Origin of the sequence: Pseudoselenomonas ruminis (assembly GCF_008271295.1) — a bacterium.
GTDB classification, from domain to species: Bacteria; Bacillota; Negativicutes; order Selenomonadales; family Selenomonadaceae; genus Selenomonas_A; species Selenomonas_A ruminis.
This window is the reverse complement of sequence record NZ_VTOY01000006.1, coordinates 61,384-87,286: the sequence shown is the minus strand read 5'-3', so window position 1 is coordinate 87,286 and position 25,903 is coordinate 61,384. Positions and strand designations below refer to the sequence as shown.

General features: G+C 50.3%; 25 protein-coding genes and 1 riboswitch. Of the genes, 11 read left to right on the top strand and 14 right to left on the bottom strand.

Annotated elements, in window-relative coordinates:
* Positions 1-13 precede the first annotated feature (13 nt).
* A complete protein-coding gene (locus FZ040_RS08685) occupies positions 14-235 on the bottom strand; it encodes a hypothetical protein (RefSeq protein ID WP_149171625.1) in 222 nt (73 codons plus the stop codon).
* A gap of 89 nt (positions 236-324) precedes the next feature.
* Complete coding sequence (pfkA, locus tag FZ040_RS08680; protein WP_149171624.1) at positions 325-1,287, bottom strand: 6-phosphofructokinase; 963 nt, start codon at positions 1,285-1,287, stop codon at positions 325-327.
* Positions 1,288-1,499: 212 nt separating this feature from the next.
* A riboswitch (ZMP/ZTP riboswitch) is annotated at positions 1,500-1,576 on the top strand.
* A gap of 52 nt (positions 1,577-1,628) precedes the next feature.
* Between pfkA and FZ040_RS08675 the strand changes: the two genes are divergently transcribed.
* Complete coding sequence (locus FZ040_RS08675) at positions 1,629-2,801, top strand: phosphoribosylaminoimidazolecarboxamide formyltransferase (protein ID WP_149171623.1); 1,173 nt, start codon at positions 1,629-1,631, stop codon at positions 2,799-2,801.
* 90 nt (positions 2,802-2,891) lie between these two features.
* On the opposite strand, the gene FZ040_RS08670 is transcribed toward FZ040_RS08675, so the two are convergent.
* The 11 genes from FZ040_RS08670 to rpmH all read right to left on the bottom strand — a co-directional run bounded on the left by FZ040_RS08670 (position 2,892) and on the right by rpmH (position 13,507).
* A complete protein-coding gene (locus tag FZ040_RS08670; protein ID WP_187620289.1) occupies positions 2,892-5,042 on the bottom strand; it encodes a putative bifunctional diguanylate cyclase/phosphodiesterase in 2,151 nt (716 codons plus the stop codon).
* Between the two features lie 129 nt (positions 5,043-5,171).
* Complete coding sequence (locus FZ040_RS08665; protein WP_149171621.1) at positions 5,172-5,594, bottom strand: polysaccharide deacetylase family protein; 423 nt, start codon at positions 5,592-5,594, stop codon at positions 5,172-5,174.
* 352 nt (positions 5,595-5,946) lie between these two features.
* Positions 5,947-6,813: a hypothetical protein gene (locus FZ040_RS08660; protein ID WP_149171620.1), complete on the bottom strand. Its 867-nt coding sequence runs from the start codon at positions 6,811-6,813 to the stop codon at positions 5,947-5,949.
* Positions 6,814-7,124: 311 nt separating this feature from the next.
* Positions 7,125-7,838: a 16S rRNA (guanine(527)-N(7))-methyltransferase RsmG gene (rsmG, locus tag FZ040_RS08655; RefSeq protein WP_149171619.1), complete on the bottom strand. Its 714-nt coding sequence runs from the start codon at positions 7,836-7,838 to the stop codon at positions 7,125-7,127.
* A gap of 2 nt (positions 7,839-7,840) precedes the next feature.
* Entirely contained in the window at positions 7,841-9,727 is a 1,887-nt protein-coding gene (gene mnmG / locus FZ040_RS08650; protein ID WP_149171668.1) for a tRNA uridine-5-carboxymethylaminomethyl(34) synthesis enzyme MnmG, read from the bottom strand.
* Positions 9,728-9,758: 31 nt separating this feature from the next.
* Positions 9,759-11,141, bottom strand: a complete 1,383-nt coding sequence (mnmE, locus tag FZ040_RS08645; protein WP_149171618.1) for a tRNA uridine-5-carboxymethylaminomethyl(34) synthesis GTPase MnmE — start codon at positions 11,139-11,141, stop codon at positions 9,759-9,761.
* Positions 11,142-11,221: 80 nt separating this feature from the next.
* Complete coding sequence (gene jag, locus FZ040_RS08640) at positions 11,222-11,983, bottom strand: RNA-binding cell elongation regulator Jag/EloR (RefSeq protein ID WP_149171617.1); 762 nt, start codon at positions 11,981-11,983, stop codon at positions 11,222-11,224.
* A 1-nt stretch (position 11,984) separates the two neighbouring features.
* Entirely contained in the window at positions 11,985-12,593 is a 609-nt protein-coding gene (locus tag FZ040_RS08635) for a YidC/Oxa1 family membrane protein insertase (RefSeq protein WP_149171667.1), read from the bottom strand.
* A 97-nt stretch (positions 12,594-12,690) separates the two neighbouring features.
* Positions 12,691-12,900 (bottom strand): membrane protein insertion efficiency factor YidD, encoded by a 210-nt coding sequence (yidD, locus tag FZ040_RS08630; RefSeq protein WP_149171666.1) that lies wholly within the window; start codon positions 12,898-12,900, stop codon positions 12,691-12,693.
* Positions 12,900-13,274 carry a ribonuclease P protein component gene (rnpA, locus tag FZ040_RS08625; protein ID WP_149171616.1) on the bottom strand — a complete coding sequence of 125 codons (375 nt, stop codon included), beginning with the start codon at positions 13,272-13,274 and terminating at the stop codon, positions 12,900-12,902. The genes yidD and rnpA overlap by 1 nt, the downstream gene beginning before the upstream one ends.
* 98 nt (positions 13,275-13,372) lie before the next feature.
* On the bottom strand, positions 13,373-13,507 hold the full coding sequence (gene rpmH, locus FZ040_RS08620; RefSeq protein ID WP_033170574.1) for a 50S ribosomal protein L34: 135 nt from the start codon (positions 13,505-13,507) through the stop codon (positions 13,373-13,375).
* A gap of 442 nt (positions 13,508-13,949) precedes the next feature.
* Here rpmH and dnaA point away from each other — a divergent pair, with 442 nt between their 5' ends.
* The 9 genes from dnaA (at position 13,950) to htpX (ending at position 23,277) form a co-directional block, all read left to right on the top strand.
* Positions 13,950-15,374 carry a chromosomal replication initiator protein DnaA gene (dnaA, locus tag FZ040_RS08615; protein ID WP_149171615.1) on the top strand — a complete coding sequence of 475 codons (1,425 nt, stop codon included), beginning with the start codon at positions 13,950-13,952 and terminating at the stop codon, positions 15,372-15,374.
* Between the two features lie 272 nt (positions 15,375-15,646).
* Positions 15,647-16,759 (top strand): DNA polymerase III subunit beta, encoded by a 1,113-nt coding sequence (gene dnaN, locus FZ040_RS08610; RefSeq protein ID WP_149171614.1) that lies wholly within the window; start codon positions 15,647-15,649, stop codon positions 16,757-16,759.
* A 13-nt stretch (positions 16,760-16,772) separates the two neighbouring features.
* Positions 16,773-16,994 (top strand): RNA-binding S4 domain-containing protein, encoded by a 222-nt coding sequence (locus tag FZ040_RS08605; RefSeq protein WP_180364843.1) that lies wholly within the window; start codon positions 16,773-16,775, stop codon positions 16,992-16,994.
* Positions 16,995-17,028: 34 nt separating this feature from the next.
* Positions 17,029-18,132: a DNA replication/repair protein RecF gene (gene recF, locus FZ040_RS08600; RefSeq protein ID WP_149171613.1), complete on the top strand. Its 1,104-nt coding sequence runs from the start codon at positions 17,029-17,031 to the stop codon at positions 18,130-18,132.
* Between the two features lie 4 nt (positions 18,133-18,136).
* Positions 18,137-19,090 (top strand): DciA family protein, encoded by a 954-nt coding sequence (locus FZ040_RS08595; protein WP_187620288.1) that lies wholly within the window; start codon positions 18,137-18,139, stop codon positions 19,088-19,090.
* Positions 19,090-19,410, top strand: coding sequence for an extracellular matrix regulator RemB (remB, locus tag FZ040_RS08590; RefSeq protein WP_149171611.1), 321 nt, complete (start codon positions 19,090-19,092; stop codon positions 19,408-19,410). The genes FZ040_RS08595 and remB overlap by 1 nt, the downstream gene beginning before the upstream one ends.
* Positions 19,411-19,428: 18 nt before the next feature.
* Complete coding sequence (gene gyrB, locus FZ040_RS08585; protein ID WP_149171610.1) at positions 19,429-21,468, top strand: DNA topoisomerase (ATP-hydrolyzing) subunit B; 2,040 nt, start codon at positions 19,429-19,431, stop codon at positions 21,466-21,468.
* Positions 21,469-21,722: 254 nt separating this feature from the next.
* Positions 21,723-22,415 carry a YjbE family putative metal transport protein gene (locus FZ040_RS08580; RefSeq protein WP_149171609.1) on the top strand — a complete coding sequence of 231 codons (693 nt, stop codon included), beginning with the start codon at positions 21,723-21,725 and terminating at the stop codon, positions 22,413-22,415.
* A 7-nt stretch (positions 22,416-22,422) separates the two neighbouring features.
* Complete coding sequence (htpX, locus tag FZ040_RS08575; RefSeq protein WP_149171608.1) at positions 22,423-23,277, top strand: zinc metalloprotease HtpX; 855 nt, start codon at positions 22,423-22,425, stop codon at positions 23,275-23,277.
* Between the two features lie 696 nt (positions 23,278-23,973).
* On the opposite strand, the gene FZ040_RS08570 is transcribed toward htpX, so the two are convergent.
* Complete coding sequence (locus tag FZ040_RS08570) at positions 23,974-24,615, bottom strand: prepilin peptidase (RefSeq protein WP_255448815.1); 642 nt, start codon at positions 24,613-24,615, stop codon at positions 23,974-23,976.
* 295 nt (positions 24,616-24,910) lie between these two features.
* Here FZ040_RS08570 and cpaB point away from each other — a divergent pair, with 295 nt between their 5' ends.
* The gene (gene cpaB / locus FZ040_RS08565; RefSeq protein WP_149171607.1) at positions 24,911-25,903 is read left to right on the top strand and encodes a Flp pilus assembly protein CpaB; all 993 of its coding nucleotides are present in this window, start codon (positions 24,911-24,913) and stop codon (positions 25,901-25,903) included.

Below are 25,903 nucleotides of genomic sequence, written 5' to 3'. Positions count from 1 at the left end.
GACTTGTCAAAAATCACTCAGCAATCGTAATGGTACTTGGAGAAATAGTGGTCTGTGCACCAATCTCCACTGCATAACGACGATGTCTTGGCGGAGGCGGACGACGATTGCGACGTCTTTCCATCTCACGACGACGGCGCTCACGCTCAATAGCAGCCCGGCGAGCACGCTCGCGCTCGATGCGGCGGCGCTGTTCATAGGACATAAGATCCTGTGCTCTCATTATACTATACATACAAAGTTTTATTCAACTATTTTTTATTTTCTGATAAATAACCACAAATAAAAGGCTGCACTCCTCGTGCAGCCTTAATTATCACGTTTTTAGAACAAAACTTTTGCCAGATGCAAATACTCCGGATCGAGTTTTTTCTTGTTATTGACCGAATCATGCAGGTCGATGGAAACGACGCGGCCCTTGCTGAAGCCGAATACGATATCCGAAAGGCCCGAGATAAGCGCAAGCGCAGCCTGCTCGCCGAGCTGGCTGGCACGAACGCGGTCGATAACCGACGGCGAACCCCCACGCTGGATATGACCGAGTACCGATACGCGCGTATCGAGTTCCGTCTTCTGGGCGATATAGTCGCCGATTTCCTGGCCGCTGCCAGCACCTTCAGCCACAACGACGAGGATATAGCGTTTGCCTTCCTGATAAGCAGCTTTCATATCCTCACAGATCTTATCGAGGTCAAACGGGGACTCCGGAACGAGGATGTACTCCGCACCGCCCGAGATACCGGATACCAGTGCGAGCCAGCCCGAGCTGCGGCCCATAACCTCCATGACGATAACGCGGCGGTGTGCCGAAGCCGTATCACGGAGCTTGTTGATGGCATCGATAATCGTATTAGCAGCCGTATCGCAGCCAATCGTGTAGTCAGAACCCCAGACATCGTTATCAATCGTGCCCGGCAGGCCGACGATAGGAATGCCCGTCTCCTGCGAAAGCAGCGAAGCACCGCGCAGGGAGCCGTCACCACCGATGACGCAGAGGCCCTGAATGCCACGGTCAACCAGGTGCTGATAGCCGAGCATACGGCCTTCCGGCGTCTTCCAGCGTTTGCAGCGGGCCGTTCCCAGGAACGTACCACCGCGCTGGATGATATCACCAACGTCTTTGGACTGCATCTCAAACATATCTTCTTCAAGCAGACCATGATAACCATCACGGATACCCCAGACTTTTACGCCTTCATAGAGAGCCGTACGAACAACTGCACGAGCTGCTGCGTTCATTCCCGGGCTGTCGCCACCGCTGGTCATGACTGCAATGCTTTTTAACATAACTGAAGTCCCCCCTGAATATGAGAAATGTGTAACATAGTACGTCTATTATTAAACCTTACTATCCCATATCATACCATAAATCTTGCAAATCTAACAGAGTTTTTGCCTAGGATTGTTCATTAAACCGCAAATTTTTGATTATCCGATTCTATGATTCGTTCCCACTGTCCCCTCTTGACAAACAAGACCTGTCTATGATAGATTGACAGTAGATGCTGTGCAACTGACGGAAGTGGATTACCACAGGGAGCACAGGGAAGAAAAGCCGACCGTCTGGGCGATGCCTGGATTTGTGTCGGCTTTTTTCGTATATGTTTTAAAAAAAGGAGAATCCTGCAATGAATGAAATGGAACTCAAGTATGGCTGCAACCCGAACCAGAAACCAGCCCGTGTCTTCATGGAAAATGGAGACCTTCCCTTTACTGTACTCAACGGTAAACCGGGCTATATCAACCTGCTTGATGCGATGAACAGCTGGCAGCTGGTCCGCGAACTCAAAGAAGCTACAGGCCTGCCGGCAGCCGCCTCCTTCAAGCACGTCAGCCCGGCTGGTGCCGCTGTCGCCGTTCCGCTTTCCGAAACACTGCAGAAAACCTATTTTGTCGAGGGAATTGAGCTTTCGCCAATCGCGACGGCCTACATCCGTGCCCGCGGTGCTGACCGCATGTCCTCCTATGGCGATTTCGTCGCTCTGTCCGATGAATGCGATGCACAGACCGCTTCCTTCCTCAAGCGCGAGGTATCCGATGGCATCATTGCCCCATCCTACTCAGAAGCCGCGCTGGAGATTCTCAAGACGAAACGCAAGGGCACTTATCTGGTTCTCCAGATGGACCCGGACTATCAGCCAGAAAAACTCGAGAAAAAACAGGTCTTCGGCATTACCTTCGAACAGCAGCGCAATGAGATCGATCTGACGGAGGACTGCCTCACGGAAATCCCCACGAAAAACAAAGACATCCCGGCCGAGGCCAAACGCGACTTGCTGATTTCCCTGATTACGCTCAAGTATACGCAGTCCAATTCGGTCTGCTATGCCAAGGATGGACAGGCCATCGGCATCGGTGCCGGCCAGCAGTCCCGCGTTCACTGCACGCGTCTTGCTGGAAATAAAGCGGATATCTGGTATCTGCGCCAAGCACCGCAGGTGCTCTCGCTGCCGTTCCGCGAGGATGTCCGCCGCCCGGATCGCGACAATGCCATCGACGTCTATGTTGGCGACGAATATATGGACCTTTTGGGCGGTGACAACTGGAAACGGGTCTTCACGGAAAAACCGCCCGTATTTACGAAGGAAGAAAAACAGGCCTGGCTCTCTACACAGACCGGCGTAGCCCTTGGCTCCGATGCCTTCTTCCCCTTTGGCGACAACATTGAACGCGCGCACAAGAGCGGCGTAGCCTATGTCGCCCAGGCAGGTGGTTCCATCCGCGACGACAATGTCATCGAGACCTGTGACAAATACAACATGGCGATGGCAATGACCCACATCCGCCTGTTCCATCACTGATTTTTACCATTTGTTACCCCATTCTTACATTTACATACACATACAAGAAAGAGGAGCAATATCCAGCTGGATATTGCTCCTCTTTCTCATTCAATCCTTTACCTCACCAGGAGATATCTGCGTCAACTGGCTGCGGCCATCCATCTCCTTTACACAGGAAAGCCAGCACTCCCCCCCACCTAATAGGAAAGGTATAATGATATATATCTTCAAAGAAACCGTTCCGTCATCATTATAGGTATGGAAAAAAGCCGTAAAGTGGTCCCGATTTATTTCTTTCTGCCGCTCGATAAGAGACGGCAAATCGTAGAAGCGCATGAAAAGCTCCCGTTCCTCGGCCACGATATACCGTTCCGCATAAAGTTTCAAACTTCCCTCCACCGTGGGATTTTCACAAGTAATGCGATTCTGGTTCTCATCAATATAGATATTTTCGGCATGTCCATCGATGGAAAAAAAATCCACCCGCGAAAAAATCCCCATGATATGGCGGAGTGCAGTATGAAAATCAACAGTCTGGGGATTTTCTGCCGAAAGCATCACGATGACAAATACAAAAGCATCCACCTTTTTATCTGGATTACTGGCGATATAACGGCAGCTTATATTGCACATTTTGCCGTTCATCGTAAAATCTACCGATAACTCTTTACGCAGGCTGCGGCAGCGATTCAGCAGCCGGGCAAACATCCGCTGGAAATGTTCTTTTCCCTGCTGGTAGTATTGGATTTCCGCTTCGAGACTCTCAAACCCCTGATTTTTCACAAAATCCAGGTAAGCCTGATTGGTATAGATATAGCGGAAGCTGGACAAGGATTCTCCCTGTTCGCAAATCGCCATTGGCATCGCACTGATGTAGTTCCGCCGCTCCTCAAAGGAAAGAAGTGGCGATATACTCAGCAGGTTGATATTGCCGATTTTGCGGAAATAGTCCGAGCTGATAAGCGGTTCAAAGGATAAAGTTGCTTCAGAGCCAGCATAAGAAGCCGCCGCAAGCCGCAAAGGCTGTGGCTTACCAAACAAATAGCCCTGACACAGTTCACAGCCAATATCCTTCAAGAACTGGTACTGTTCCTCTGTTTCTACCCCCTCAGCCAAAGTGTGGATTCCCAACTCCTTAGCCATACTGACCAACGACTTCAGGATAACCTCTGTTTTATGATTCTTGCCAAAATCCCGCAAAAAACGCATATCAAATTTTATGAGATCGACGTCATAATCCTTCAGCGTATTCAAGGAAGAATAGCCACTGCCAAAATCATCCATCCAGACTTCATAACCGGCTTCCCGGAAACGCATAATCTGCTTGATGATATGGTCATCATCAACGCTGAAAGCCCCTTCGGTGATTTCTATATGCAGCCTGTCGCAGGAAACCTGATATTCCTGGCGGATTCTCTCCACATCAGCAAAAATATCCGTCAGCTGGAAATCCATCCGGGAAAGATTCAGCGAAATCCTGGCTTCCTGCCAACCCTCGCCATGCTCCCGGACCCGGCGGAAATCCTCACAGGCCTCCCGGATTACATACAGATCCAACTTATGGATGAGATGGGCATCCTCCAGTACCTCGATAAACACCCCAGGCGATATCATGCCGTACTCCGGGGAATTCCAACGGGCCAATGCCTCAAACCCCATGACCTGCCGCGTCATCGTGCGGATTTCCGGCTGATACCACACCTCAATATCGTGGTGTTCCAGTGCCCGGTAAAAATTGCTCACGATGTAATTCTTGATCCGGATCTTCTTTTCCAAGGCCTCATCAAAAACGCCCCAGCCCTTATCGTAAGTGCCCTTTACGCTTTCACAAGCCAACTTTGCCCGGTCGAGGATCAGCGCCGTATCCTGGATACCGGCCGCTGGCACATAAATTCCCACCTTGACCTCTAAGGCAAGATTCTGATCAAAATCATGAACAGCCTGCCAGACATATTCAATCCGCTGCTCGATATGTTCATTTTCCACAGCTGCTACGAAATGGTCATCGTTCAGCCTGGCCAAAATCCCATGGGGAAACGCATCCCGCAGGATACCGGCAATGCGCCGCAGGAATTTATTGCCCTCCTGGAAGCCATATTTCCGGTTATATCCTTTGAAGTTCTCTACATCAAAGTAGAGAAAAGCGATATCGCCATTGCCCGCATCTTTCAGCAGATAATAGGAATCTTCCATGAAGTACATCATGTTTAACAAACCGGTGACTTCATCGATTTGATTTTTACGAATTACATTCTTCATAATCGCACTCTCATCAGCCGAGTTATCCACAGACATATCCACAAAACCGTGGATATGTCAATAAATTTGTGGATAAGTACGCCTTTTCCCTTTAGTTATCCACTTTATCTGAGGATAAACCGCCGCTTATCAGAGCGAAATCCTCAAATATTCCTCTATCATATCGCGCACACTCATACCATTGCTGGACTTGCCCCCCAGACGATTCTTCTTCATATTTTTTACGATGCCGTGATAGAGTTCATCCTCCACCGACCCCGGCACGAGGTTTTCCCAGTTCTGCATGCTGTACGGACGCTCTTTGATGGCATTATCCGGCCGGCCGGTTACCTCGAGCTCACTCAAGAACTGAATCTGCTGGGTATTCGGACGGACGTAGTAATGTGTCAGGAAATATTTCGGCGGGTAACTGTACTCACCACTTTCCTCCGTCTGAACCAGCTTTATCCAAACATCGGCAATATATTCATTGCCCGAATGAGGCATCTGAATCCAGCGGGCATTCTTCGTATCCAGATAATAGGTAAATCCGTTATCCTTCAACAGCTCCACAAAGCGCTTCGCCTCTTTGTCTTTCTGCTTCGTCTTTGACTCTTCTGACTGAGTAGTTATAGATTTTGTTTCATCTGGTCTCGTAAACCAATCATCTGCATTCCTGTTACTTGATACAGTAGACTCATTTCCATTTTTTTCACTTTCAGCTGCATATACCCAAGAACTTCCCAAAAGGGACAAAAAAAGCCCCACTATACAAAAACGAACCAAACGTTTCATAATATATCACCTCAAAATAGTTGTTTCATCTCTTGTACAATTCTCCGTGTAAGTAAATATTCCCTTCATTTTTTCCCATGAATAAAAAAGACCGCTCCCTTTCCAGACAACGGTCTTCCCAATTCTTCATTTATTCTGTTATCGCAATATCATCCAAAATTTCTTTCATAACTGTGTTAACCGATTGCTCGTAGATACGACCATTAAAATGTCCATTATGTGCCTCACCCTTTGCTGGCAAATCATTTCTATATACATAATGTTCTTTTTTTACATCCACAAAACGAGCTCTCATCCATATATTCTGTTCACTTGTATGGGTAGTGAAGATCGGAAGTAAACCTTTTTGGTATTTCACCCTATTGCTCAAAGTCATAGTCAAAACAAAAACGTAATCGTAATCTAAACGCCGACCTGCCTCTACGTAGTCATTTAAACGCATATCTGCCAACCCACGTGGCCGATTCCCTACAGGCATATCATCAACATCATTTGTTTTATTGCTAAAAACACTTTCTCCATGTTTTTCTGACACGCCATTTTCATTTAGCGTATACCTCGATGAAGGTTGTGAAAAATTTCTTCCTTTTGATAAAGCCCTATCGTTCTCAGCTTTTTCTAGCAAATATGTATTGATATCAGTCCCTTTCATAATGGCGAAACTTTCTCGTGGAAACTTATCTCTTATCTGCTGATATATCTGGTTCTTTACTCGATTTTCCACCACCATATCTTCATCGCCATTTATGACCAAAGCAATTCTAACACGTCCATCAGGGCCCAATGGTGCCTTATCTCCATAAATTAAATGATGCGCTCTAGTATAAACATCTGATACTTGATGGTCTGGACTTTTTTTCAGCTCTCGCTGGTTTATCGACAAAGATGGTTGTTGCGCAGACGCAACCCTCATTCCAACATCATATGAATTTACATTCAAACTTCCTATTCCCCAAAAGGCAGCACACAGCGCACCAGCAATGAAAATCCTTTTCACGATAAACTCCTCCTCGTTCGTTATCCCTATGAGCTGTTATCCTTACAATATCACACTTCATATTATATGCATACACCTTTTTTATTTCTCTTTCTAACCAAAAAATCCTGCTATTCCCAATAATTATCTTCCAATTGCTCATTTTTTACATGAGATTCATTTTTTCTTTTAAGGTGAGGAAAACGCTACATCATTGTATGATTTTTGGGAATAGCTATTTGAGAAAAAAAGCTCCCTATTCAGGAAGCGTTTTTCTGCCATTATCATAAAGGCTATTGCGGAATGTTTCACGTGGAACATTCCGCTTCGCGTTATAATGGATTTTTTACTGGCGTGCCTGCTTTGCGTGGGTAGGCTTTTGGCGTTGGCATGCCCTTGGTTATTTCCACCACAGCCCGCACATCATCAAGCCCAGGCAAATGAACCGGGCGCGTATTTACCTTACTGCCGCCCATTACCTTGATGGCCTTGGCGGCCTCCTTTTCTTCCTCCTGATACTGCATGCCCTTTAATGCCAGGAATTTACCGCCGCGTTTGACAAACGGCATGCAATATTCGCAGAGAATTGGCAGCCGCGCCACTGCGCGCGATACTGCCAGATCAAACTGCTCCCGGTATTTCTTGTTGCGAGCACCTTCCTCCGCCCGGGCATGGACGCATTCCACCGCTTGCAACCCCAACTCCTCGACGACAGTCTGCAGGAATTTTACCCGCTTGTTGAGGGAATCCATCAAAGTCAGCTTAATCGTAGGGTCAAAAATCTTCAAGGGGATTCCCGGGAAACCAGCCCCCGTACCAACGTCGATTACCGATACCCCTTCGGTAAAGTATTCCTTATCATATGCCGTAAGGGAGTCAATCATGTGCTTGACAGCTACCTCATGCGGTTCCGTAATCGCCGTAAGGTTCATGACTTTATTCCACTCTACGAGCAGTTCATAATAACGATTGAACTGCTCCAACTGCCCTTCCGTCAGCGAAATTCCGTAAGCCTCGGCGGCTTTTTTCATCTCTTCCCGAAACATCTTCAACCCTCTTTCTTATCCTGAATGCGGCGCTGCTGTTCGAGCCATACGAGGAGCACCGATATATCCGCCGGCGAAACGCCGCTGATACGGCTGGCCTGCCCAACAGAACGCGGACGGATTTTGGCCAGCTTTTCCCGGCCTTCATCGCGCAGGCTCGGCACTTGCTGATAGTCGATATCCTCTGGCAGGAGTTTTTCTTCCAATTTTTCCATATGCTCGACCTGCTCCAGCTGTTTTTTGATATAGCCTTCATAGGTAATGGAAATCTCTACCTGCTGGCGTACCTCCGGTTCCAAATCCGGCAGATTGAAACTTTCCTGCAGCTTGGCGTAATCCACATCCGGACGGCGCAGCAGTTCATAAAAGCTCGTTGCGTTGCGAATCGGCTCGATACCGGCCTCACGGAGTTTCTCCTTTATTTCCTGCGTCGGATTAATGGAATTCTTCTTGAGATATTCCATCGCCTGCTGGATTGCCGTCTGTTTTTTCGTAAAGCGTTCCCACCGGTCATCTTTTACGAGCCCTACCCGACGCCCCAATGGCGTCAGGCGCTGATCGGCATTATCCTGCCGCAGCAGCAGCCGGTATTCGGCCCGACTCGTCATAATACGATAGGGCTCACTGGTTCCCTTAGTGACGAGGTCATCAATCAGCACGCCGATATAGGCATCACTGCGCTTTAATACCAGCGGCTCTTCGCCCTTGATAAACATAGCCGCATTGATGCCGGCAATGATGCCCTGAGCGGCCGCCTCCTCATAACCGGACGTGCCATTTGCCTGACCGGCCGAGAAGAAACCGTGAATATCCTTAAACTCCAGCGTCGGCTTTAATTGCGTCGGGTCGATGCAGTCATATTCGATGGCGTAACCTGCCCGCATTACTTTCGCATGCTCCAGTCCTGGGATCGTCCGCAAAAATTCCAGCTGAACATCCATGGGCATACTGGTAGACATGCCCTGTACATAGACCTCATTGGTATTTAGTCCTTCCGGCTCCAGGAACAGCTGATGGCGCTCTTTGTCCGGGAAGCGCAAAATCTTCGTTTCAATCGACGGGCAGTAGCGCGGCCCGATTCCCTCGATGATACCGTTAGCCATCGGTGCCCGATGCATATTATCCCGCAGGATTTTATGGGTCTTTTCGTTCGTATAAGTCAGCCAGCAGGGAATCTGCTCGCGGGTCGTCTCGTCGCTCATAAAGGAAAAGTTCCGGCACTCCTCATCCCCCGGCTGGATTTCCATCTTATCGTAGTCCAGCGTCCGGGCATCGACACGGGCCGGCGTTCCCGTTTTGAAACGCATCAGGCGCACGCCTGCCTCCAGCAGGGAATCTGAGAATTTCATCGCGGCCCGCTGGCCATTCGGACCACCCGTATAGGTATGCTCACCGATGATGATACGGCCCCTCAGATACGTTCCCGTAGCCATGACAACAGCCTTTGCCTCGTAGATTTCTCCCGTCTCAACCTGAACGCCTTTTACCTTATCCCCATCCAGCAGCAGCTTGTCGATGAGAATCTGTTTGACATCGAGATTCTCCGTATCCTCACAGGTCTTTTTCATAGTAAACTGATAAAGCTTTTTATCGGCCTGCGCACGCAGGGCATGGACAGCCGGGCCCTTGCCCGTATTGAGCATGCGGAACTGGATGCAGGTCTTATCGGCGTTGACGCCCATTTCGCCGCCCAGCGCATCGAGCTCACGGACCAGATGGCCTTTGGCCGGCCCGCCTACCGACGGGTTGCAGGGCATCATGGCAATATTATCCATCGACAGCGTTGCCAAAAGCGTGCGGCAGCCAATGCGGGCAGCGGCCAAGGCTGCCTCAACGCCGGCATGGCCGGCACCTACTACAATAACATCATAGCTGTCTGCTACGAACACATTTTTATCCAAAATCAATCAACCTTCTTCTTTATTTGCCAATACAGAATTTCGAGAAAATCTCATTGATGATATCTTCGCCGACCGTCTCTCCCGTAAGCTCGCCGAGTTTCTCCCAGGCCGAGCGCAAATCAATGGAGATGAAATCAAGGCCCATCTGCACCTCGATGGTCCGCAGGGCCGCCGCCAAGTGGCCATCTGCCTGCCGCAGGATCTCGGCCTGCCGCTCATCGTTGACAAAAGCACCTTCATCACCAGCGTCTAAACCGCCATCGTATACCTTCTGGCGGATTGCCTCGGCCAGATTATCAAGACCGTGTTCCGTTACCGTGGAAATGACCAGCACCTTCGCCGCCGTTTTTTCCCGCAGCATGTTTTCATCGAGCACCGGCTGCAAATCCGATTTGTTGAGCAGCACGATGGCATCCCGTCCTTCAATCAGCGAGAAAATCTCCTCATCCTCGGCCGTTAGCTCCCGCGACGCATCGAAGAGCGCCAATACCAGCGACGCCTGATTGACATAGGAACGGGCCTTATCGACACCAATCTGCTCCACCAGGTCATCTGTCGCGCGGATGCCGGCAGTATCGATGATGCGAAGCGGCACCCCGCCGACATTGGCATATTCTTCGATAGAGTCACGCGTCGTCCCCGGAATGTCCGTCACAATCGCCCGTTCCTCACGCAGCAGGGCGTTGAGCAGCGAGGACTTTCCCACGTTTGGCTTGCCGACGATAGCCGTCATCAAACCATCCTTAAGAATGCGGCCAGTCTGGGCGGTCTTTAGGAGTTTTTGGATTTTGTTGCGTACATCAACCACATTTTGCTCTACCTCAACCATTACCACATCATCGACTTCATCCTCGGGAAAGTCAATGGCAGCTTCCAGATGCGCAATCTGGCCGAGAATCGTATGGCGCATGGCCCGTATTCCCTCGGAAAAATGCCCCGAAAGATGCCCTGTTGCCATTTTAAGCGAGCGCTCGGTCTTAGCACTGATGACATCCATAACAGCCTGCGCCTGTGACAAGTCAAGGCGTCCATTCAAAAAGGCCCGCTTGGTAAATTCACCGCGCTCGGCCGGTCTGGCACCAGCCTGCCAGGTAAGGGCCAGTGTCTTGCGAAGCGGCATCAGGCCGCCATGACACTGGAGCTCCACGACATCCTCTTTGGTATAGGAATGCGGTGCGCGCATCAACAGCACCATGGCTTCATCCACCACATCTCCCTGAACATCGACAATATGGCCAAATACAGCCCGCTGGGTCTCATAATCAGCCAGTTTCCTGCCACTGGCAGCCCGGAAGACTTTATCGGCAGTTCCGATGGCGTTTATGCCGCTTATCCTTATGATGCCGATACCGCCCTCTCCCTGGGCCGTCGCAATAGCACTTATCGTATCCCCTTGTTGCATGTTATTACCTCTCATTATACACAAAAGGGCAGCCTCAAAATGAGACAGCCCTTTCACAGCTCTCTTGCCTGATAGCTATTTTATTCTTCGTCAAAACGCGGTTCGCTGTAATTCCTGCGGGAACGGCGGCGGCGTTTCGGTGCAATCACCACATAACGGCGCGGCTCATCGCCAGCGCTATAAGTGCTCACACGGCGGTTGTCCTGAAGCGCCATATGGATGATTTTGCGCTCATGACGGTTCATCGGCTCCAAGTGAACCTCTTCCCCGATGCGGCAGGCCTTCTCTGCCAGATGGCCAGCCAGTCTCACGAGCGTTTCCTCACGCCGTGAGCGATAGTTTTCGATATCGATGATGATGCGGGCGCGATTCTCGGAAATACCACGGTTGGCCGCAAGATTTGCCAGATACTGAAGCGAATCAAGCGTCTGGCCATGTTTGCCAATCAGAATGCCGAGATTCTCGCCGATGAGCTGGAAGAGAATCCCTTCCTCGGACTGGCCGCGCTCAATCTTGACATCAAGCTTCATCGCGCTGAATACGTCGCGCAGGAATTCTTCGGCAATCTTCGCCTGCTCCTCAACCGATTCGGCATCTGCTGCCAAAGCCGCCGGTTCCAGCGATTCCTCTTTCGCAGCTTTTTCTTTCTTTTCCGCTGCCGGCTGGGCCTTTACGGCTGCCTCAATGCGGGCCGGCTTTGCCCCAAACAAGCCAAAAAAACCGTTTGATGGCTGCTGGATGACCTTATAGTCAAGCAAATCCGTCGTGACACCAAGTTTTGAAGCCGCCGAAGCAATTGCCTCTTCGACTGTTTTTCCCGATGCTTCTAATACATCTGCCATATCAGGCAGCCTCCTTCGTTTTATCCTCACCACGATACATCCACCACTGCTGAACAATCTGTACGATGTTCATCGTTACCCAGTACAGTACCAGACCAGATGGGAAGTTCAAGCTGATCCAGCCGATGAAGAGCGGCATAACCGTCATCATGACCTTCATCTGCTGATTCATTTCCGTCGTCGTCATTTTCTGCTGGAGGAACGTCGTCAGTGCCGACAGGATTGGCAGCACATAAATCGGGTCCGGGTCAGACATACTCGGCAGCCACAGGAACTGTGCCGCCTCAGCCGACGGATACGTAAAATTAAACAACGCATAATACATGCCCATCAGAATCGGCATCTGAATGAGCAGCGGCAGGCAGCCAGCCAGCGGATTAACCCCGGCATCCTTATACAGGGCACCGATTTTCTGCTGCATGACCTGCGGATTATCCTTATATTTCTCCTGAATCTTCTTCATTTTCGGCGAAAGTTCCTGCATCGCCTTCATGGATTTTACCTGCTTAACCGTCAGCGGATACATCAGCATCTTGATGATAATCGTAAGCAGGATAATCGCCATACCATAGCTGCCAAAGCCAGCCATGCTCGTCAGCGAATATAACATCTCGAGCACGAAGTGCAGAAGATTCTCAATCGGTGCAAATAACGTTCCAAAGAAACCCAAACCATCACGTCCTAATCTAAAAAACTAAACCAACAACTTATGGAACGGGGTCATAACCGCCCTCATGGAACGGATGGCAGCGCAAAATACGCTTCAATGCCAGCCAGCCACCACGGCGCGCCCCGTATCTTTCCACGGCAATCAGCGCATATTCCGAACAAGTCGGAATATAACGGCAGGAAGGCGGCTTCAGCGGCGAAATAAAGTTTCGATAGAACTTAATCAGCAGCAGCAGCGCCTTTTTCATCATTTATCCTTCTTTCTGTTCAAAGCGGCATCTGTAAAGATTCCCGCCTTGCGCCCCAATGAGACAAACGACTTTTCCACGGCATCGCATTTCACGTCAACCATGCCCTTGCGCCCGACGAGCAGCAGGGCAAGTCCCGGACGAATCATCGCCTGATTCTTGCGATAGCTCTCACGCAGCAGTCTCTTTACACGATTGCGGACAACAGCACAGCCGAGTTTCTTGCCTGCGGCAAAACCGACTTTGCCGTCGAGGCAGTCTGTCTCAAATACATACAACACGAAATACCGATTCGCCCACGAACGGCCGGTACGATATACCCGCTGAAAATCACTGCGACGCTTAAGCATTTTCTTTCTCGGTAATGTAAGCATTCGTAATTTCACCAATATCTATAAAAACGATTCGGATTAACTCCGAAACCAAATGATAACTAAAAGAAAAGGCCACCTAAGTGACCTTACTGTAAAATTTATGCCGAAAGCTTCTTTCTACCGCGCTGGCGTCTTCTCTTCAGAACGAGACGGCCGCCTTTCGTTTTCATGCGCTCACGGAAGCCATGGGTCTTCTTTCTCCAATGGTTGTTCGGCTGATAAGTCTGTTTCATTCCTTAAACACCTCCTTATGCTGATTTCTGATTTTTCTATTCGTATAGAAGCAAAGCATCAGATCTTCTTTATGCTAGCGCGGATACCCCCGCACTAAGACTCACCGTAAATTATAGCCTACGCCCTAAGAGGTGTCAAGATTTTCCCTGTGCATTTTTTCCGCTGTATTGTGGATAAAATAATCGATTTACCAGGTTATCCCCTTAAAAACTGTTGATAACTTGGTTTTATTCTGATAAGATATTGTTGATTATTGTGCGGAAAACTCCACAGCACCTGAAAATCACGCGAATTGAAACTCCCGTGAACTTATCCATATTTCCCGCCTCTTCTCCTAGGGAAACCTTCAATTATCCACACCTGTGGATAACAATGTGGATAAAAATATTCACCTGTGGAAAAAGCTTTCTACATATTCTATAAGCAGAAAGGGTTATTTTAATGGAGCAAGCAGAATTGCAGGCAATCTGGGAGCAGATACTCAACAATATGAGAGATCAGCTCGCAGGTTCAGCCTTCAAGTGGCTCGACCCGATTCAGCCAATCTCCCTGACTGAATCCGATCTTGTTCTTGGCACGCAGACGGCTATGGCCAAGGACTGGATTACGAGCCATTACCTGACGATACTTGAGGACGCAGTGACTGCCGTAGTCGGCAGCCAGCGCAAGATTGTCATGAAAGTTATTGAAGCGGAGAAAACGCCTGAACCGGAACCGGCCGCTGAACCAGTACGCCGTCCACCGATAGATACTCCAGATCAGGGTACACTTTTCAGCCACAATGGGGATACCAGCACCACGGCCGAAGGCAGCGATATGCACATAGTTGCCGCCGGCGACAGTGCCTCACTCAACCCGAAATATACCTTCGACACCTTCGTAACGGGCAGCAGCAACCGCTTTGCTCATGCAGCCGCCATGGCTGTCGCCGAATCGCCGGGCAAGGTCTACAACCCTTTTTTCATGTACGGCGGTGTTGGACTCGGCAAAACCCATCTGATGCATGCCATCGGCAACCGCGTCCTTCACAACCACCCGGAAATGCGCGTTCTCTATGTCTCCAGTGAGCAGTTCACCAACGAGATTATCCGCAGCATTCAGGAAGGCAACGCCGAGAAATTCCGCCAGAAATACCGGAACATCGATGTTTTGCTCGTCGATGATATCCAGTTCCTGTCCGGAAAGACCAGTACGCAGGAGGAATTCTTCCATACATTCAACACGCTGCATGACGCGGAAAAACAGATTATCCTGTCCTCCGACCGTCCGCCGCGCGAAGTTGAGCGCCTCGAAGACCGCCTGCGTTCCCGCTTTGAATGGGGTCTTATCACCGATATCCAGGCACCAGACCTCGAGACGCGTATTGCCATCTTAAAGAATAAGGCACAGCTGGACCATTTCAGTGTACCAAACGATGTCATGGTCTATATTGCCAGCCGCATCGACAGCAATATCCGTGAACTTGAGGGCGCTTTGACGCGTGTCGTCGCCTATGCTTCCCTCATCAAGAAGCCAGTCACCACGGATCTCGTCGCCGAAGCACTCAAGGACGTATTCCCGAACAACAAGACCAAAGAGATTACGATGGAAGTAATCCAGGAAATCGTCGCTTCTTACTTCAAGATAAAAATTGATGATTTGCACGCCAAGAAGCGCACCCGCAGCATTGCCTACCCGCGCCAGATTGCCATGTACCTCTGCCGCGAACTCACCGATACGTCGCTGCCGCAGATTGGCAACTTCTTCGGTGGCCGTGACCACACTACGGTACTGCATGCCTGCGATAAAATCAGCAAAGAAAAAGAATCCGACATCAAACTCGGCGGTATCTTGAACGAACTCGTCGAGCGAATCCAAAAGATGTAACGGCCTTTTATGAACAGAATCGTCGTGGATAACTCTGTGGAAAGTCCTGCGGATTTCTTGTCGACAGAATGTGGATAAAATACAGGGGAGGTTATCACCGTGGATTGTGTGGATAACCTCCCCTCTTGTTATAAACATCTTACCCACAGGAAAATCGTTGATAACATTGGGTTTTAGCCACTTTTCAACATTTCCACAAGCCCTACTACTACGACGGCTATTTATTTAAAAATACTCCGAGTAATATTAAAAAAAAGAGAGGACCACCAAAAATGAAAATATCCTGTGCCAAAAATGAACTGGTCAGTGCCTTACAGATTGTATCCAAGGCCGTAGCCACCAAGCCGCAAACGCCCATCCTTTCGGGTATTTACCTTAAAGCTGAAGCGGGAATCTTAGAGCTCCAGGCAACCAATTATGAAATCGGCATGGTTTGCCGTATCCCAGCCGAGATTGAAGAACCGGGACAAATCGCCATTTCCGGACGTTATTTCCAGGAAGTTATCCGCAAACTGCCTGGGGATAGTGTCTCGCTTTCCTTTAATCGTGAAGAGAAGATTGTGCATATCCAGTCGAATCAGGCCAACTTCACCCTTCTCAGCATGAACGCTTCGGAGTTCCCAACCATCAAACCAATGGAAGGAAACCTTCAGTTCAAAATCAAAGATAACGTTTTGCGTTCTTTGGTTAAGAAGACGGTATTTGCCTGCTCCAACGACGAGTCGCGTCCGGTATTTACGGGCTGCTATCTGGAAGTCGCTGACACGAAAGTCACGATGGCTGCTACTAATACCCATCGCCTCGCCGTTAAATACGAGACGTTTGATGAGAGTATCGGCAACATCAAAGTCATCATTCCATCCCGTATTTTGCAGGAACTTCTCCACAATATGACGTCGGAAATCCCGACGGATGTCACGGTTACCTGTACCTACAACCAGATCAGCTTCGCCTTTGAGAACCTCTACATGACGTCGCGTCTGATTGAGGGTGCTTTCCCGGATTATCACCGCGTCATTCCGCCGGAATTTGCTACGGTCGTCACGCTCGACGCCAGCGAATTCAGCTCGGCCGTTGACCGCGTTTCGCTGATTTCCCGCGCTGGTGACTACAACATCATCAAGCTGGAATTTGCGAACAATCAGGTTCACATCACTTCCAACAATCCGGATATCGGTAATGCCGAGGAGTCGGTGGCTGCTTCGATTGAAGGTCCGGAGCTGACGATTGCCTTCAATGCCCAGTACATCATGGATGTCATGAAAAATATTGACAGCGAGACCTGTCAGATTAAGCTCAATCAGCCCCTCTCGCCGGCTGCTGTCCGCGAGTCGGATGATGAGGAATTTATCTACATCGTAACGCCGGTACGCACGGCGCACTAAGGAGGTTTTCCCCATGCAGATTGAGGATATCGCAATTGAAACCGAAGAAATCCAGCTGGACCAGTTCCTAAAATGGGCTGGTGTGCTGCAGTCTGGCGGTGAAGTCAAAATGCTCATCGAAGAGCGCCGCATCAAACGCAATGGCGAGACGGAAAGTGCCCGCCGCCGTAAGCTGCATCCTGGTGATGTAGTGGAAATCGAAGGCATGGGCGCCTGGCGGGTGACAAAGGAGTAAATCCGCCGTCTTACCGAACAGGAGATTAAAAAGAATGTATGTGCGTTCTATTTTACTAAGAAATTATCGGAACTATTCCGAGATACAGCTTGATTTTGACCCGAATATCAACGTGTTTCTGGGGCAGAATGCTCAGGGAAAGACGAATATTCTCGAGGCGGTCTACTATGCCTCGTTAGGCCATTCGCACCGTACGCACAGCGATACGGATTTGATTCGCTGGGAACAGCCGGCGGCATCCGTTCAGCTCGATTTTGACCGCCTGGGCGTGGGAAATCATTTGGAATTCCAGTTCAGCCGCGAAAAACGGCGCCGGATTCTCTTGAATGAGCATCCAATCCGCCCGAAGGAATTAATCGGCAGTATCAATACGGTTCTGTTTTCTCCCGAAGATTTATTTTTGATAAAAGGAGCGCCGGCTGGACGCCGGCGCTTTTTAGACGCTGAGATTTCGCAGGCAAGTCCTGCCTATTATCATGAGCTTCAGCAGTATAACCGCATCGTGACCCAGCGCAATACGCTCTTGAAACGCATCCGTGAACGCAAGGCCGCGTCAGATATGCTGGATCTTTGGGACCCGCAGCTCATCGAAAGTGCTGTCAAAATCACGAAAAAGCGTCAGGAGGCTGTAAAGAAACTCAACATGCTGGCCAATCTCATGCAGCGCCGCATATCGGACAACCGGGAGAACCTCTCGATTGCCTATGAGATTCACGGCATGGACGAGGGGGATATGACAAACGACCTCGCTTCATGGTATAATAAAGAGCTGGCTTCACATCGTGAGGTGGACATCCTGCGCGGTTCAACGACCCGTGGGCCCCATCATGATGATATTGTGCTCACAGTCAATGGCATCAATCTGCGGAATTTCGGCTCGCAGGGACAGCAGCGCACGGGAGTGCTCTCGCTCAAACTATCGGAGCTCGAGTTCCTGCGGTCGGAAACCGGGGAATACCCTATCCTGCTGCTCGACGATGTCATGAGTGAACTGGATGCTTCGAGGCGCCAGCAATTGATGACGTATATCCGCAGGGAGCGCATCCAGACGATGATTACGGCAACGGATGCGGCTTATTTCCCGCAGGAGCGTATTGGTACGTATTTTTATGTCAAGGCGGGCCGGATTACGAGGTAATAGAATGGCAAAGCGTACACCAGGACTGGAAAAAGTAAAATCCGTTATTCCCCGTTGGGTGCACGGCAAGGGCGCTGCCTTTGAGAAGCGCTTCTTCATGCACTGGGTGCTTTGGCATTGGGAGGATATTGTTGGTCCGTTCAATGCCAGGCATACGGAACCGCAGGGAATCCGCAAGGAAATCCTGTATCTTTACTGCGGCAATCCATCGCTTCGCAACAACCTGATAATGATGCAGGAGCAAATTACCCAGATGGTCAACAATTATGCGGGCCAGAAGATGATTGCGGGCATTGCCTTTTGCCGCCGCTGGGAGCATCCCGATACTGACGGGATTGACGATATCCGCATTGCGCATACCCAGCCGGAGTATAACTGGGGCAAAAACCGCCAGCAGGTCCTGCTGACGGCCGAGGAAATGCAGGAGTCTGAGCAAATAGGTAGTGACGGAATGGATTCGGATATTGTCGCCAGGGCAAGGGAACTCTTCCGCAAGCATGTGCAGATGGAAAAGCTGCGGGCATCAAAGGAATGGCACCCCTGTGTGGACTGCGGTACGCTGTGTCCCAAAGACGAGCTTCGTTGTCCCGTATGCGCGCGCAATCAGCGGGAGGCTTTAGCAGCCAGGGTGCGTCAAGTCCTGCGGGATATCCCCTGGGCGCGCTGCAAGGAAGTGCGGGAATACGTGCCCGAGTGCACGCCGAAGCTCTTAAATGAGCAGCGCGCTTCGATGGTACAGCAGCTGGCTTCGGAAGTGGATGTATCAGATACCGAAAGCATTAAGGCCAAGAACCTCGTAATGCTCTACCGCTGCCTGCCGCCGGAACAATTGACCGAAGATGAAATCGTGCGGACGATTTACCGGCTGCGGTTCAACCTGCACCGGCCAAAGGATTATAAGGCACCAAAGCGTTACTCAGTCATCAAGCTGGGTAAGAAAGTCAGAGGTGAACACTGATGTTTTTACATTTAGGCAATGGCGTGTCGGTCCGGACGAAAGATGTCATATCCATCCAGGATTTTGCCCTCTTTCAGAATGGTCCGGGCCGGGAACTGCTCGCGGCTAAACGGGAGGCTGGCCGCGTGATAAATACGCTGGAACTTGGCCCCGAGGACGAGCATGAGTCGATAAAATCGCTCGTGCTGACCGACGATAAAATATACCTGTCAGTAATATCGCCGCTTACGTTAAAGCGGCGCTCAGAGCTGACGTTTACGACGATAGATACAGCGGATTCAACGAAGAAAACAACGGAAACAAGTTTGGTTACGGAATGATGGGAGCGTAGGAATTTCATGGCTAATGACAAGGAAACGAAAGTAATTGACCTGACCCCAAACGAGGCTCAGGCGCCTATTGATGAATTTGCAGATAAAGATTTGGACACGACTGGTGTCGAAATCCATACGGATGAAAGCAGTGCCGAGGTAACGGCTGTTGAGGCCGATTACGGTGCGGAGCAGATTCAGATTCTCGAGGGCCTCGAGGCCGTCCGCATGCGTCCGGGTATGTATATCGGCAGCACGTCGGAGCGCGGCCTCCACCATCTGGTCTATGAGGTCGTCGACAACTCCATCGACGAGGCGCTGGCTGGTTACTGCGACAAAATTGACGTAACCATCAACAAAGACAACAGCATTACCGTTGTCGATAACGGCCGCGGTATTCCGGTTGATATGCACGAAAGTGGCATGCCGGCTGTCGAAGTCGTTCTGACGGTCCTCCATGCCGGTGGTAAATTCGGCGGCGACGGCTATAAGGTATCGGGCGGTCTCCATGGCGTCGGTGTCTCCGTCGTCAACGCCCTGTCGACTTCGATGGACGTTCAGGTAAAACGCGATGGCAAAATCCATGAGATTTCCTTTAAGCGCGGTGTTACCCAGCATCCGCTGACGGTCACCGGCGAGACGGAAACCACGGGTACGCGGGTACACTTCGTACCGGACCCGGAGATTTTCTCCGTCACGACGTACAGCTACGAGACGCTTCGCCATCGCCTGCGCGAGCTGGCCTTCCTCAACCATGGCATCACGATTGCGCTGCATGACGAGCGCGGCGAAGAAGTCCGCAGTGAGACCTTCCATTTCGAGGGCGGCATCAGTTCGTTCGTTGAGCATCTGAACCGCAAAAAAGAGAAAATCAATCCGCAGCCGATTTATTTCAACGGCGTGAAGGATGATACGGTAGTAGAAGTTGCCCTGCAGTACAACGACAGCTATCAGGAAAATATCTATTCGTTCGTCAACAACATCAACACCGAGGAAGGCGGTACGCATCTGGCTGGCTTTAAGCTCGCCCTCACGCGTGCAGCCAACGATTTTGCCCGCAAACAGGGTATCCTCAAGGACAAAGACGGCAATCTTTCCGGTGATGATGTCCGCGAGGGCCTGACCTGTGTCATCAGCCTCAAAATCCGCGAGCCGCAGTTCGAGGGACAGACCAAGACGAAACTCGGCAATAGCGAAGTCCGCGGTATCGTTGACAGCATCGTGACCGAGGGCCTGTCGGAATACTTCGAGGAGAACCCGGCTATCACGAAGAAAGTCATCGAAAAGGCTATCATGGCAGCCCGTGCCCGTGAGGCAGCCCGCAAGGCGCGTGAGCTCACCCGCCGCAAGAATGCCCTGGAAGTTTCCAGCCTGCCGGGCAAATTGGCTGACTGCTCGGTCAAAGACCCGGAACAGGCAGAAATCTATCTCGTCGAGGGTGATTCGGCAGGCGGCTCGGCAAAACAGGGCCGTGACCGCCGCTTCCAGGCTATCCTGCCGCTCAGAGGTAAAATCCTCAACGTCGAAAAGGCACGTCTCGACAAGATTTTCGCCAATGCCGAAATCCGTACGATGATTACGGCATTCGGTACGGGTATCAGTGAGGATTTCGACCTGGCCAAACGCCGTTACGGCAAAATCATCATCATGACCGATGCCGATGTCGATGGTGCGCATATCCGCACCCTGCTCCTCACCTTCCTCTATCGCTATATGAAACCGCTGATTGAGCATGGCCATGTATTTATTGCCCAGCCGCCGCTCTATCAGATTCGCAAGGCGAAGAAACACTGGTATACCTACAGTGATGAAGAACTGGCCAAGAAGCTCGACGAAGTCGGCCGCGATGGCGTTACGGTACAGCGTTACAAAGGTCTGGGCGAGATGAACCCGGAGCAGCTCTGGGAGACGACGATGGACCCGGAGACCCGCACGATGCTGCGCGTCGATATGGAAGATGCTGAGGCAGCTGACGAGCTCTTCACGATTCTCATGGGCGACAAGGTTGAACCGCGCCGCCAGTTCATCGAGGAAAATGCAAAACTCGTACGCAATCTGGACATTTAATCAAAATTTTAGCTGACTATTTGACATTTTTGCTTGCAATGTCGAATCGGCTATGATATATTATAGCCATAAACAAATCATATACCCCACAAGGGGAGTAGCTGAACGGCCTGATATCGTCAGTACGGATGTCATACATCCCGGTACGGCCGGCTAATCGTTAGTAAGCAAGACCTTGATCTTATATAAAGTCATAATACGACTGTATATAGGTCAAGGTTTTTTTGGTACAGAAAGAAGATGTGATAGGAAAAATGGAAAATTTATTTGCTGGTATGTTTTCGCCGGAATGGCTGGCCGCTCTTTCGGGAATTTTGCTCCTGGATTTGCTGCTGTCCGGCGACAATGCGATTCTCATCGCGCTGGCCTGCAAGAACCTGCCAAATCACAATCGGCGCAAGGCCATCCTGATTGGCGGTTTTGGTGCGGTCTTTATCCGCATCATCTGCACGCTGTTTGCCACGGGGATTTTGGCAACGCCTTACATTGAGGCAATTGGCGGCGCGGCACTTTTATACATTGCCGTGAAGCTGGTCACGGACCACCGTGAGGAAAAGGGCGAGGAAGCGAGCCAGCCGACAACCTTTGCGGCGGCAGTGCGGACTATCCTGATTGCTGACTTTATCATGAGTATCGACAACATCTTATCGCTGGCCGGTGTGGCCAATACCGTGCCCGAGGGAAAATGGAGCCTGATTATCTGCGGCCTGCTGATTTCCATCCCCATCGTATTGTTCGGCGCGCAGGTCTTCCTGATGATAATGCTGAAGGTTCCGGCGCTCATCTATGCCGGCGCGGCCATCTTAGGTTATACGGCGGCGGAGCTCATGGTGGCCGACAAGGCCGTTGGCGCCTGCCTCCTCCCCTATGCCCTGTATTTGAAAATCGCTTTTGTAGCAGCCGTTTTACTTATCGGCTGGTATATCAATCATCACAATAAGGAGTGAAGGAATAATGAATAATCTCAAGACTCTCTTACTAATGGTTCTGCTGGCAGCCCTGATGATGTTTGTGGGCGGCCTGATTGGCGGCAAGGCCGGCCTGATGGCGATGCTGCTCCTGTCGCTGGGCATGGATATGTTCATGTACTGGTTCAGTGACACGATGGCGCTGAAATCGGCTGGTGCCCAGGAAATTTCCCGCGAAGATGCGCCGCAGCTTTTCCAGCTCGTGGAGAAGCTGGCCGCTAATGCCAACCTGCCGATGCCGAAGGTCTGCATCATCAACAGCGATGTTCCGAATGCCTTTGCTACGGGGCGTAATCCGGATCACGCAGCTGTGGCCGTCACGACGGGAATCATGAACGTGCTCGACTACAATGAGCTTTCGGGTGTTTTGGCGCACGAGCTCTCCCATGTCAAGAATCGCGATATCCTGACGGGAACGATTGCGGCCATGATGGCGACGGTCATCACCTATTCGGCCCAGTTCCTGGCATTCTTTGGCAATTCGGATGATGAGGACGGCGGCAATCCGATTGCGGCTTTGGCGATGGTTATTCTGGCGCCGATTGCCGCCATGCTGATTCAGATGGCTATCAGCCGTTCGCGTGAGTATGAAGCTGACCACGATGGCGGCGAAATCTGCGGCAATCCGAATTATTTGGCTGATGCCCTGGAGAAAATCGAGTATTATGCAACGCATGCTCAGCCGATGTCACAGGCACAGCCAGCTACGGCTCATATGTATATCGTCAACCCGCTGAAAGGGTCTGGCAAAGCCATTGCCAACTTGTTCAGCACGCATCCGGAAACCGCTGAGCGTATCGCCCGTCTGCGTCAGCAGGCCGCTGAAGCCCATATCCGCTAAAAAAAAACGTGAAATTACAGTTTGCAGGGGCGTAGTACCCAGTTCATGTTCGAGGTAAGTTGCCGGCGGCGGGGGCCCCAGTACCAACGCTCCACCGGTGACAACCCGCTACAAGAAATTTTTGCCTTTTAATTAAGAGTTGGAAAACAGTTAAACGCGCTTCGCTTGGACGAAACTGCTTTTCCAACGAGAACGCAGGCAAAAATTTCTTGCTTCACGCGGAACGTCAAGGCTACGCTTATGGTACTGGGGCCCCCGCCGCCTCGGTTAGAGCCGGCACGAATTGCTACGCCCTCGGAGGGGGTAGCCCTGCGAAACTCGCCACAGACTCAGCCGCCGCTAGGGGCAGTGCCATAAACGAAGTGTTTGATGTTTTTCGTGAAGAACGAAATTTTTATCCTCACCGTTCGTCGAAAAATTGCTACCGTTCAAGCGAAGCGCGTTTTGCAACTTTTTCGATGCTTAATTAAAGATAAAAATTTCGTTTAGAAAAACATCTCCCGCGTAGTGTTGGCACTGCCCCTAGCGGCGGCGAAGAGCTGCTTCGAATAAGGTTCCACGAACCTACAAACTGTAATTGGTAAAAAGTACGTTGATCATTTAGCAGAAGCCCTCATAAGTCAGATTAATCAATCTAACTTATGAGGGCTTCTGTCTTTTATGTAAACGTAAAGGTTTTTTACTGTCCCTTTTTGTTTAATAAACGGTAAGGAGTATCGTTACGATGGTGAAGTAGGGACCGTAGGCGAAATATTCGTTGCGTTTCTTTTTGCCGGTGACGAGCAGCAGCAGGGCGGCAATTCCGCCGAGAATCAGGCCCGTGATGACAATGGTCAGCAGTGCCTCGGTGCCAAGCCAGAGACCGAGCGCGGCGATCAGTTTGATATCTCCCCCACCGATACCGCCGCGGGTAAGAACCGAAAGCAGCAGGAAAGAGAGGCCGCCCGCGGCGGCTGCCAACGCATGGTCAAAGACCGGCATTCCCATCACAGTCGTATAGATGCCGCCAAACAGGGCAAAAGGCAGCAGCATATTGTCGAAGATGACCTGCTGTTCGAAATCGGTAAAGGTGTAGAGCAGCAGCAGATATTCGAAGGCGAACAGGAAATAGAGCTGGATGGGAATCATGCCGAGATGGCGCAAAGCCGTCAGCGAAAACAGAACGCCGAGCAGAAAGGCCAGTCCCCGGCGGCGGATAAAACTCCGCTTGGCGATGTCCTGCGGAAAGCTCAGAATATCCGGCGAAGCGGCATAGAGTTTATCAATCCAGCGATTGCCCGCAAGGCTTAAAAAAACGGCTAGGATAATAGTCATAAAGAGTAAAACGAAGGTATTCATACGAATTAATCCTCTTTTCATCCAGTATTAATCTCTTTGAACATAACATATCTGCTGGCAAAAGTAAATGAAAAGGAAGTTTCTTATTTTTGCTATGTTTTTTATTATTTTATGACATTTTATGTTGTAACAACCGTACAAAATCGAGAAAATACGCGTAAAATGTAAAAAAAAGTTAATAAAAATCATTCTATAACACGAAGAAGTATGTTATACTCATGTTGTTATTAGAATCAAATTAGGACACAAAATAGGACTTTTTTACTGAAACTTAATAATGGGGAGACTTTCGTAAATGTTGAAAATACCTAATTCGTCGGGAAATTTCAAAGATTTACTGGACAAGATCACCTACCGGCAATGGGTCATACTGGCGGTTATGTTCAGCTGTTTTATGGGATTGCTCGTCTACTTTTCGCTATCAGGAGTGGATTCCAATACGAAGAGTGCGGGCAAAGAATTGAAGGTCAAAGTAGTTGTGGCCAAACAGGATATACCGGAGCGTACCATCGTCAAAGACGATATGCTCAAGGTAGTCGAAGTGCCAGCTGATATCGTGCCAGCTGGTGCATTTGCTGATGTAGCTGAGGCAATGGATCACCCTGCGAGTACGGCAATCCAGCAGGGGGATATTGTGACAGATAAAAAAATCTATACCGATGTCCGCATGGCTGGGTTCACCGGAACAATTCCGCCGAATTGCCGCGCAGTATCGGTGGCGATTACGGATATAACCGGTGTATCCGGCTTTGCAAAACCAGGTGATTATGTCGACATCATGGTCATCAGCGGCAAAAAGGAAGACGGCATCAAGGGCGAAGTGTTGATGCAGAATGTTTTGCTGCTGGCTATCAACAAAGTTGGCGAAGATGCCGCTAAACCTGGCGACGAAAAGAACAGTGACGAGAAAGATAAGTCGAAGGACAAGAGCGAAGGGAAAATCGAGGGCTCAAAAGATGCTATGGCAACGGCGACCGTAGCCCTGCCGCTCGATGAAGCGCTGAAGCTGGCGGTGGCATCCCAGAAGGGAACAATCTATCTGGTACTGCGCCCGTATAATCCGACGGATTTATTTACGCTCGATAAGGATTATTTTATGCCAGGCGATAAGAAACCGGCAACACCACAGCAGCCGCAGGTGACGCCGCCGGCTGTGACGCGGACCGAACCAACGCATTACACCCCACCGGCCCCTGCCAAGGCGCCGACAAGACCAGTAACGGCGGATTACGGCAGCAGCATTGAAGTAATCCGCGGTGTGAATTCTAGCAAAGTGGGGGTAAATTAA

Excerpts from the sequence above, each read along its gene's own strand:
- FZ040_RS08580 (WP_149171609.1), top strand. The coding sequence starts at position 21,723 with ATGGAAAATTTATTTGCTGGTATGTTTTCGCCGGAATGGCTGGCCGCT.
- remB (WP_149171611.1), top strand. The coding sequence starts at position 19,090 with ATGTTTTTACATTTAGGCAATGGCGTGTCGGTCCGGACGAAAGATGTC.
- FZ040_RS08675 (WP_149171623.1), top strand. The coding sequence starts at position 1,629 with ATGAATGAAATGGAACTCAAGTATGGCTGCAACCCGAACCAGAAACCA.
- recF (WP_149171613.1), top strand. The coding sequence starts at position 17,029 with ATGTATGTGCGTTCTATTTTACTAAGAAATTATCGGAACTATTCCGAG.
- FZ040_RS08570 (WP_255448815.1), bottom strand. The coding sequence starts at position 24,615 with ATGAATACCTTCGTTTTACTCTTTATGACTATTATCCTAGCCGTTTTT.
- rpmH (WP_033170574.1), bottom strand. The coding sequence starts at position 13,507 with ATGAAACAGACTTATCAGCCGAACAACCATTGGAGAAAGAAGACCCAT.
- pfkA (WP_149171624.1), bottom strand. The coding sequence starts at position 1,287 with ATGTTAAAAAGCATTGCAGTCATGACCAGCGGTGGCGACAGCCCGGGA.
- dnaA (WP_149171615.1), top strand. The coding sequence starts at position 13,950 with ATGGAGCAAGCAGAATTGCAGGCAATCTGGGAGCAGATACTCAACAAT.
- yidD (WP_149171666.1), bottom strand. The coding sequence starts at position 12,900 with ATGAAAAAGGCGCTGCTGCTGCTGATTAAGTTCTATCGAAACTTTATT.
- FZ040_RS08605 (WP_180364843.1), top strand. The coding sequence starts at position 16,773 with ATGCAGATTGAGGATATCGCAATTGAAACCGAAGAAATCCAGCTGGAC.
- mnmE (WP_149171618.1), bottom strand. The coding sequence starts at position 11,141 with ATGCAACAAGGGGATACGATAAGTGCTATTGCGACGGCCCAGGGAGAG.
- FZ040_RS08595 (WP_187620288.1), top strand. The coding sequence starts at position 18,137 with ATGGCAAAGCGTACACCAGGACTGGAAAAAGTAAAATCCGTTATTCCC.
- jag (WP_149171617.1), bottom strand. The coding sequence starts at position 11,983 with ATGGCAGATGTATTAGAAGCATCGGGAAAAACAGTCGAAGAGGCAATT.
- rnpA (WP_149171616.1), bottom strand. The coding sequence starts at position 13,274 with ATGCTTACATTACCGAGAAAGAAAATGCTTAAGCGTCGCAGTGATTTT.
- FZ040_RS08670 (WP_187620289.1), bottom strand. The coding sequence starts at position 5,042 with ATGAAGAATGTAATTCGTAAAAATCAAATCGATGAAGTCACCGGTTTG.
- FZ040_RS08685 (WP_149171625.1), bottom strand. The coding sequence starts at position 235 with ATGTATAGTATAATGAGAGCACAGGATCTTATGTCCTATGAACAGCGC.
- dnaN (WP_149171614.1), top strand. The coding sequence starts at position 15,647 with ATGAAAATATCCTGTGCCAAAAATGAACTGGTCAGTGCCTTACAGATT.
- cpaB (WP_149171607.1), top strand. The coding sequence starts at position 24,911 with ATGTTGAAAATACCTAATTCGTCGGGAAATTTCAAAGATTTACTGGAC.
- htpX (WP_149171608.1), top strand. The coding sequence starts at position 22,423 with ATGAATAATCTCAAGACTCTCTTACTAATGGTTCTGCTGGCAGCCCTG.
- gyrB (WP_149171610.1), top strand. The coding sequence starts at position 19,429 with ATGGCTAATGACAAGGAAACGAAAGTAATTGACCTGACCCCAAACGAG.
- FZ040_RS08635 (WP_149171667.1), bottom strand. The coding sequence starts at position 12,593 with ATGTTATATTCGCTGACGAGCATGGCTGGCTTTGGCAGCTATGGTATG.
- rsmG (WP_149171619.1), bottom strand. The coding sequence starts at position 7,838 with ATGTTTCGGGAAGAGATGAAAAAAGCCGCCGAGGCTTACGGAATTTCG.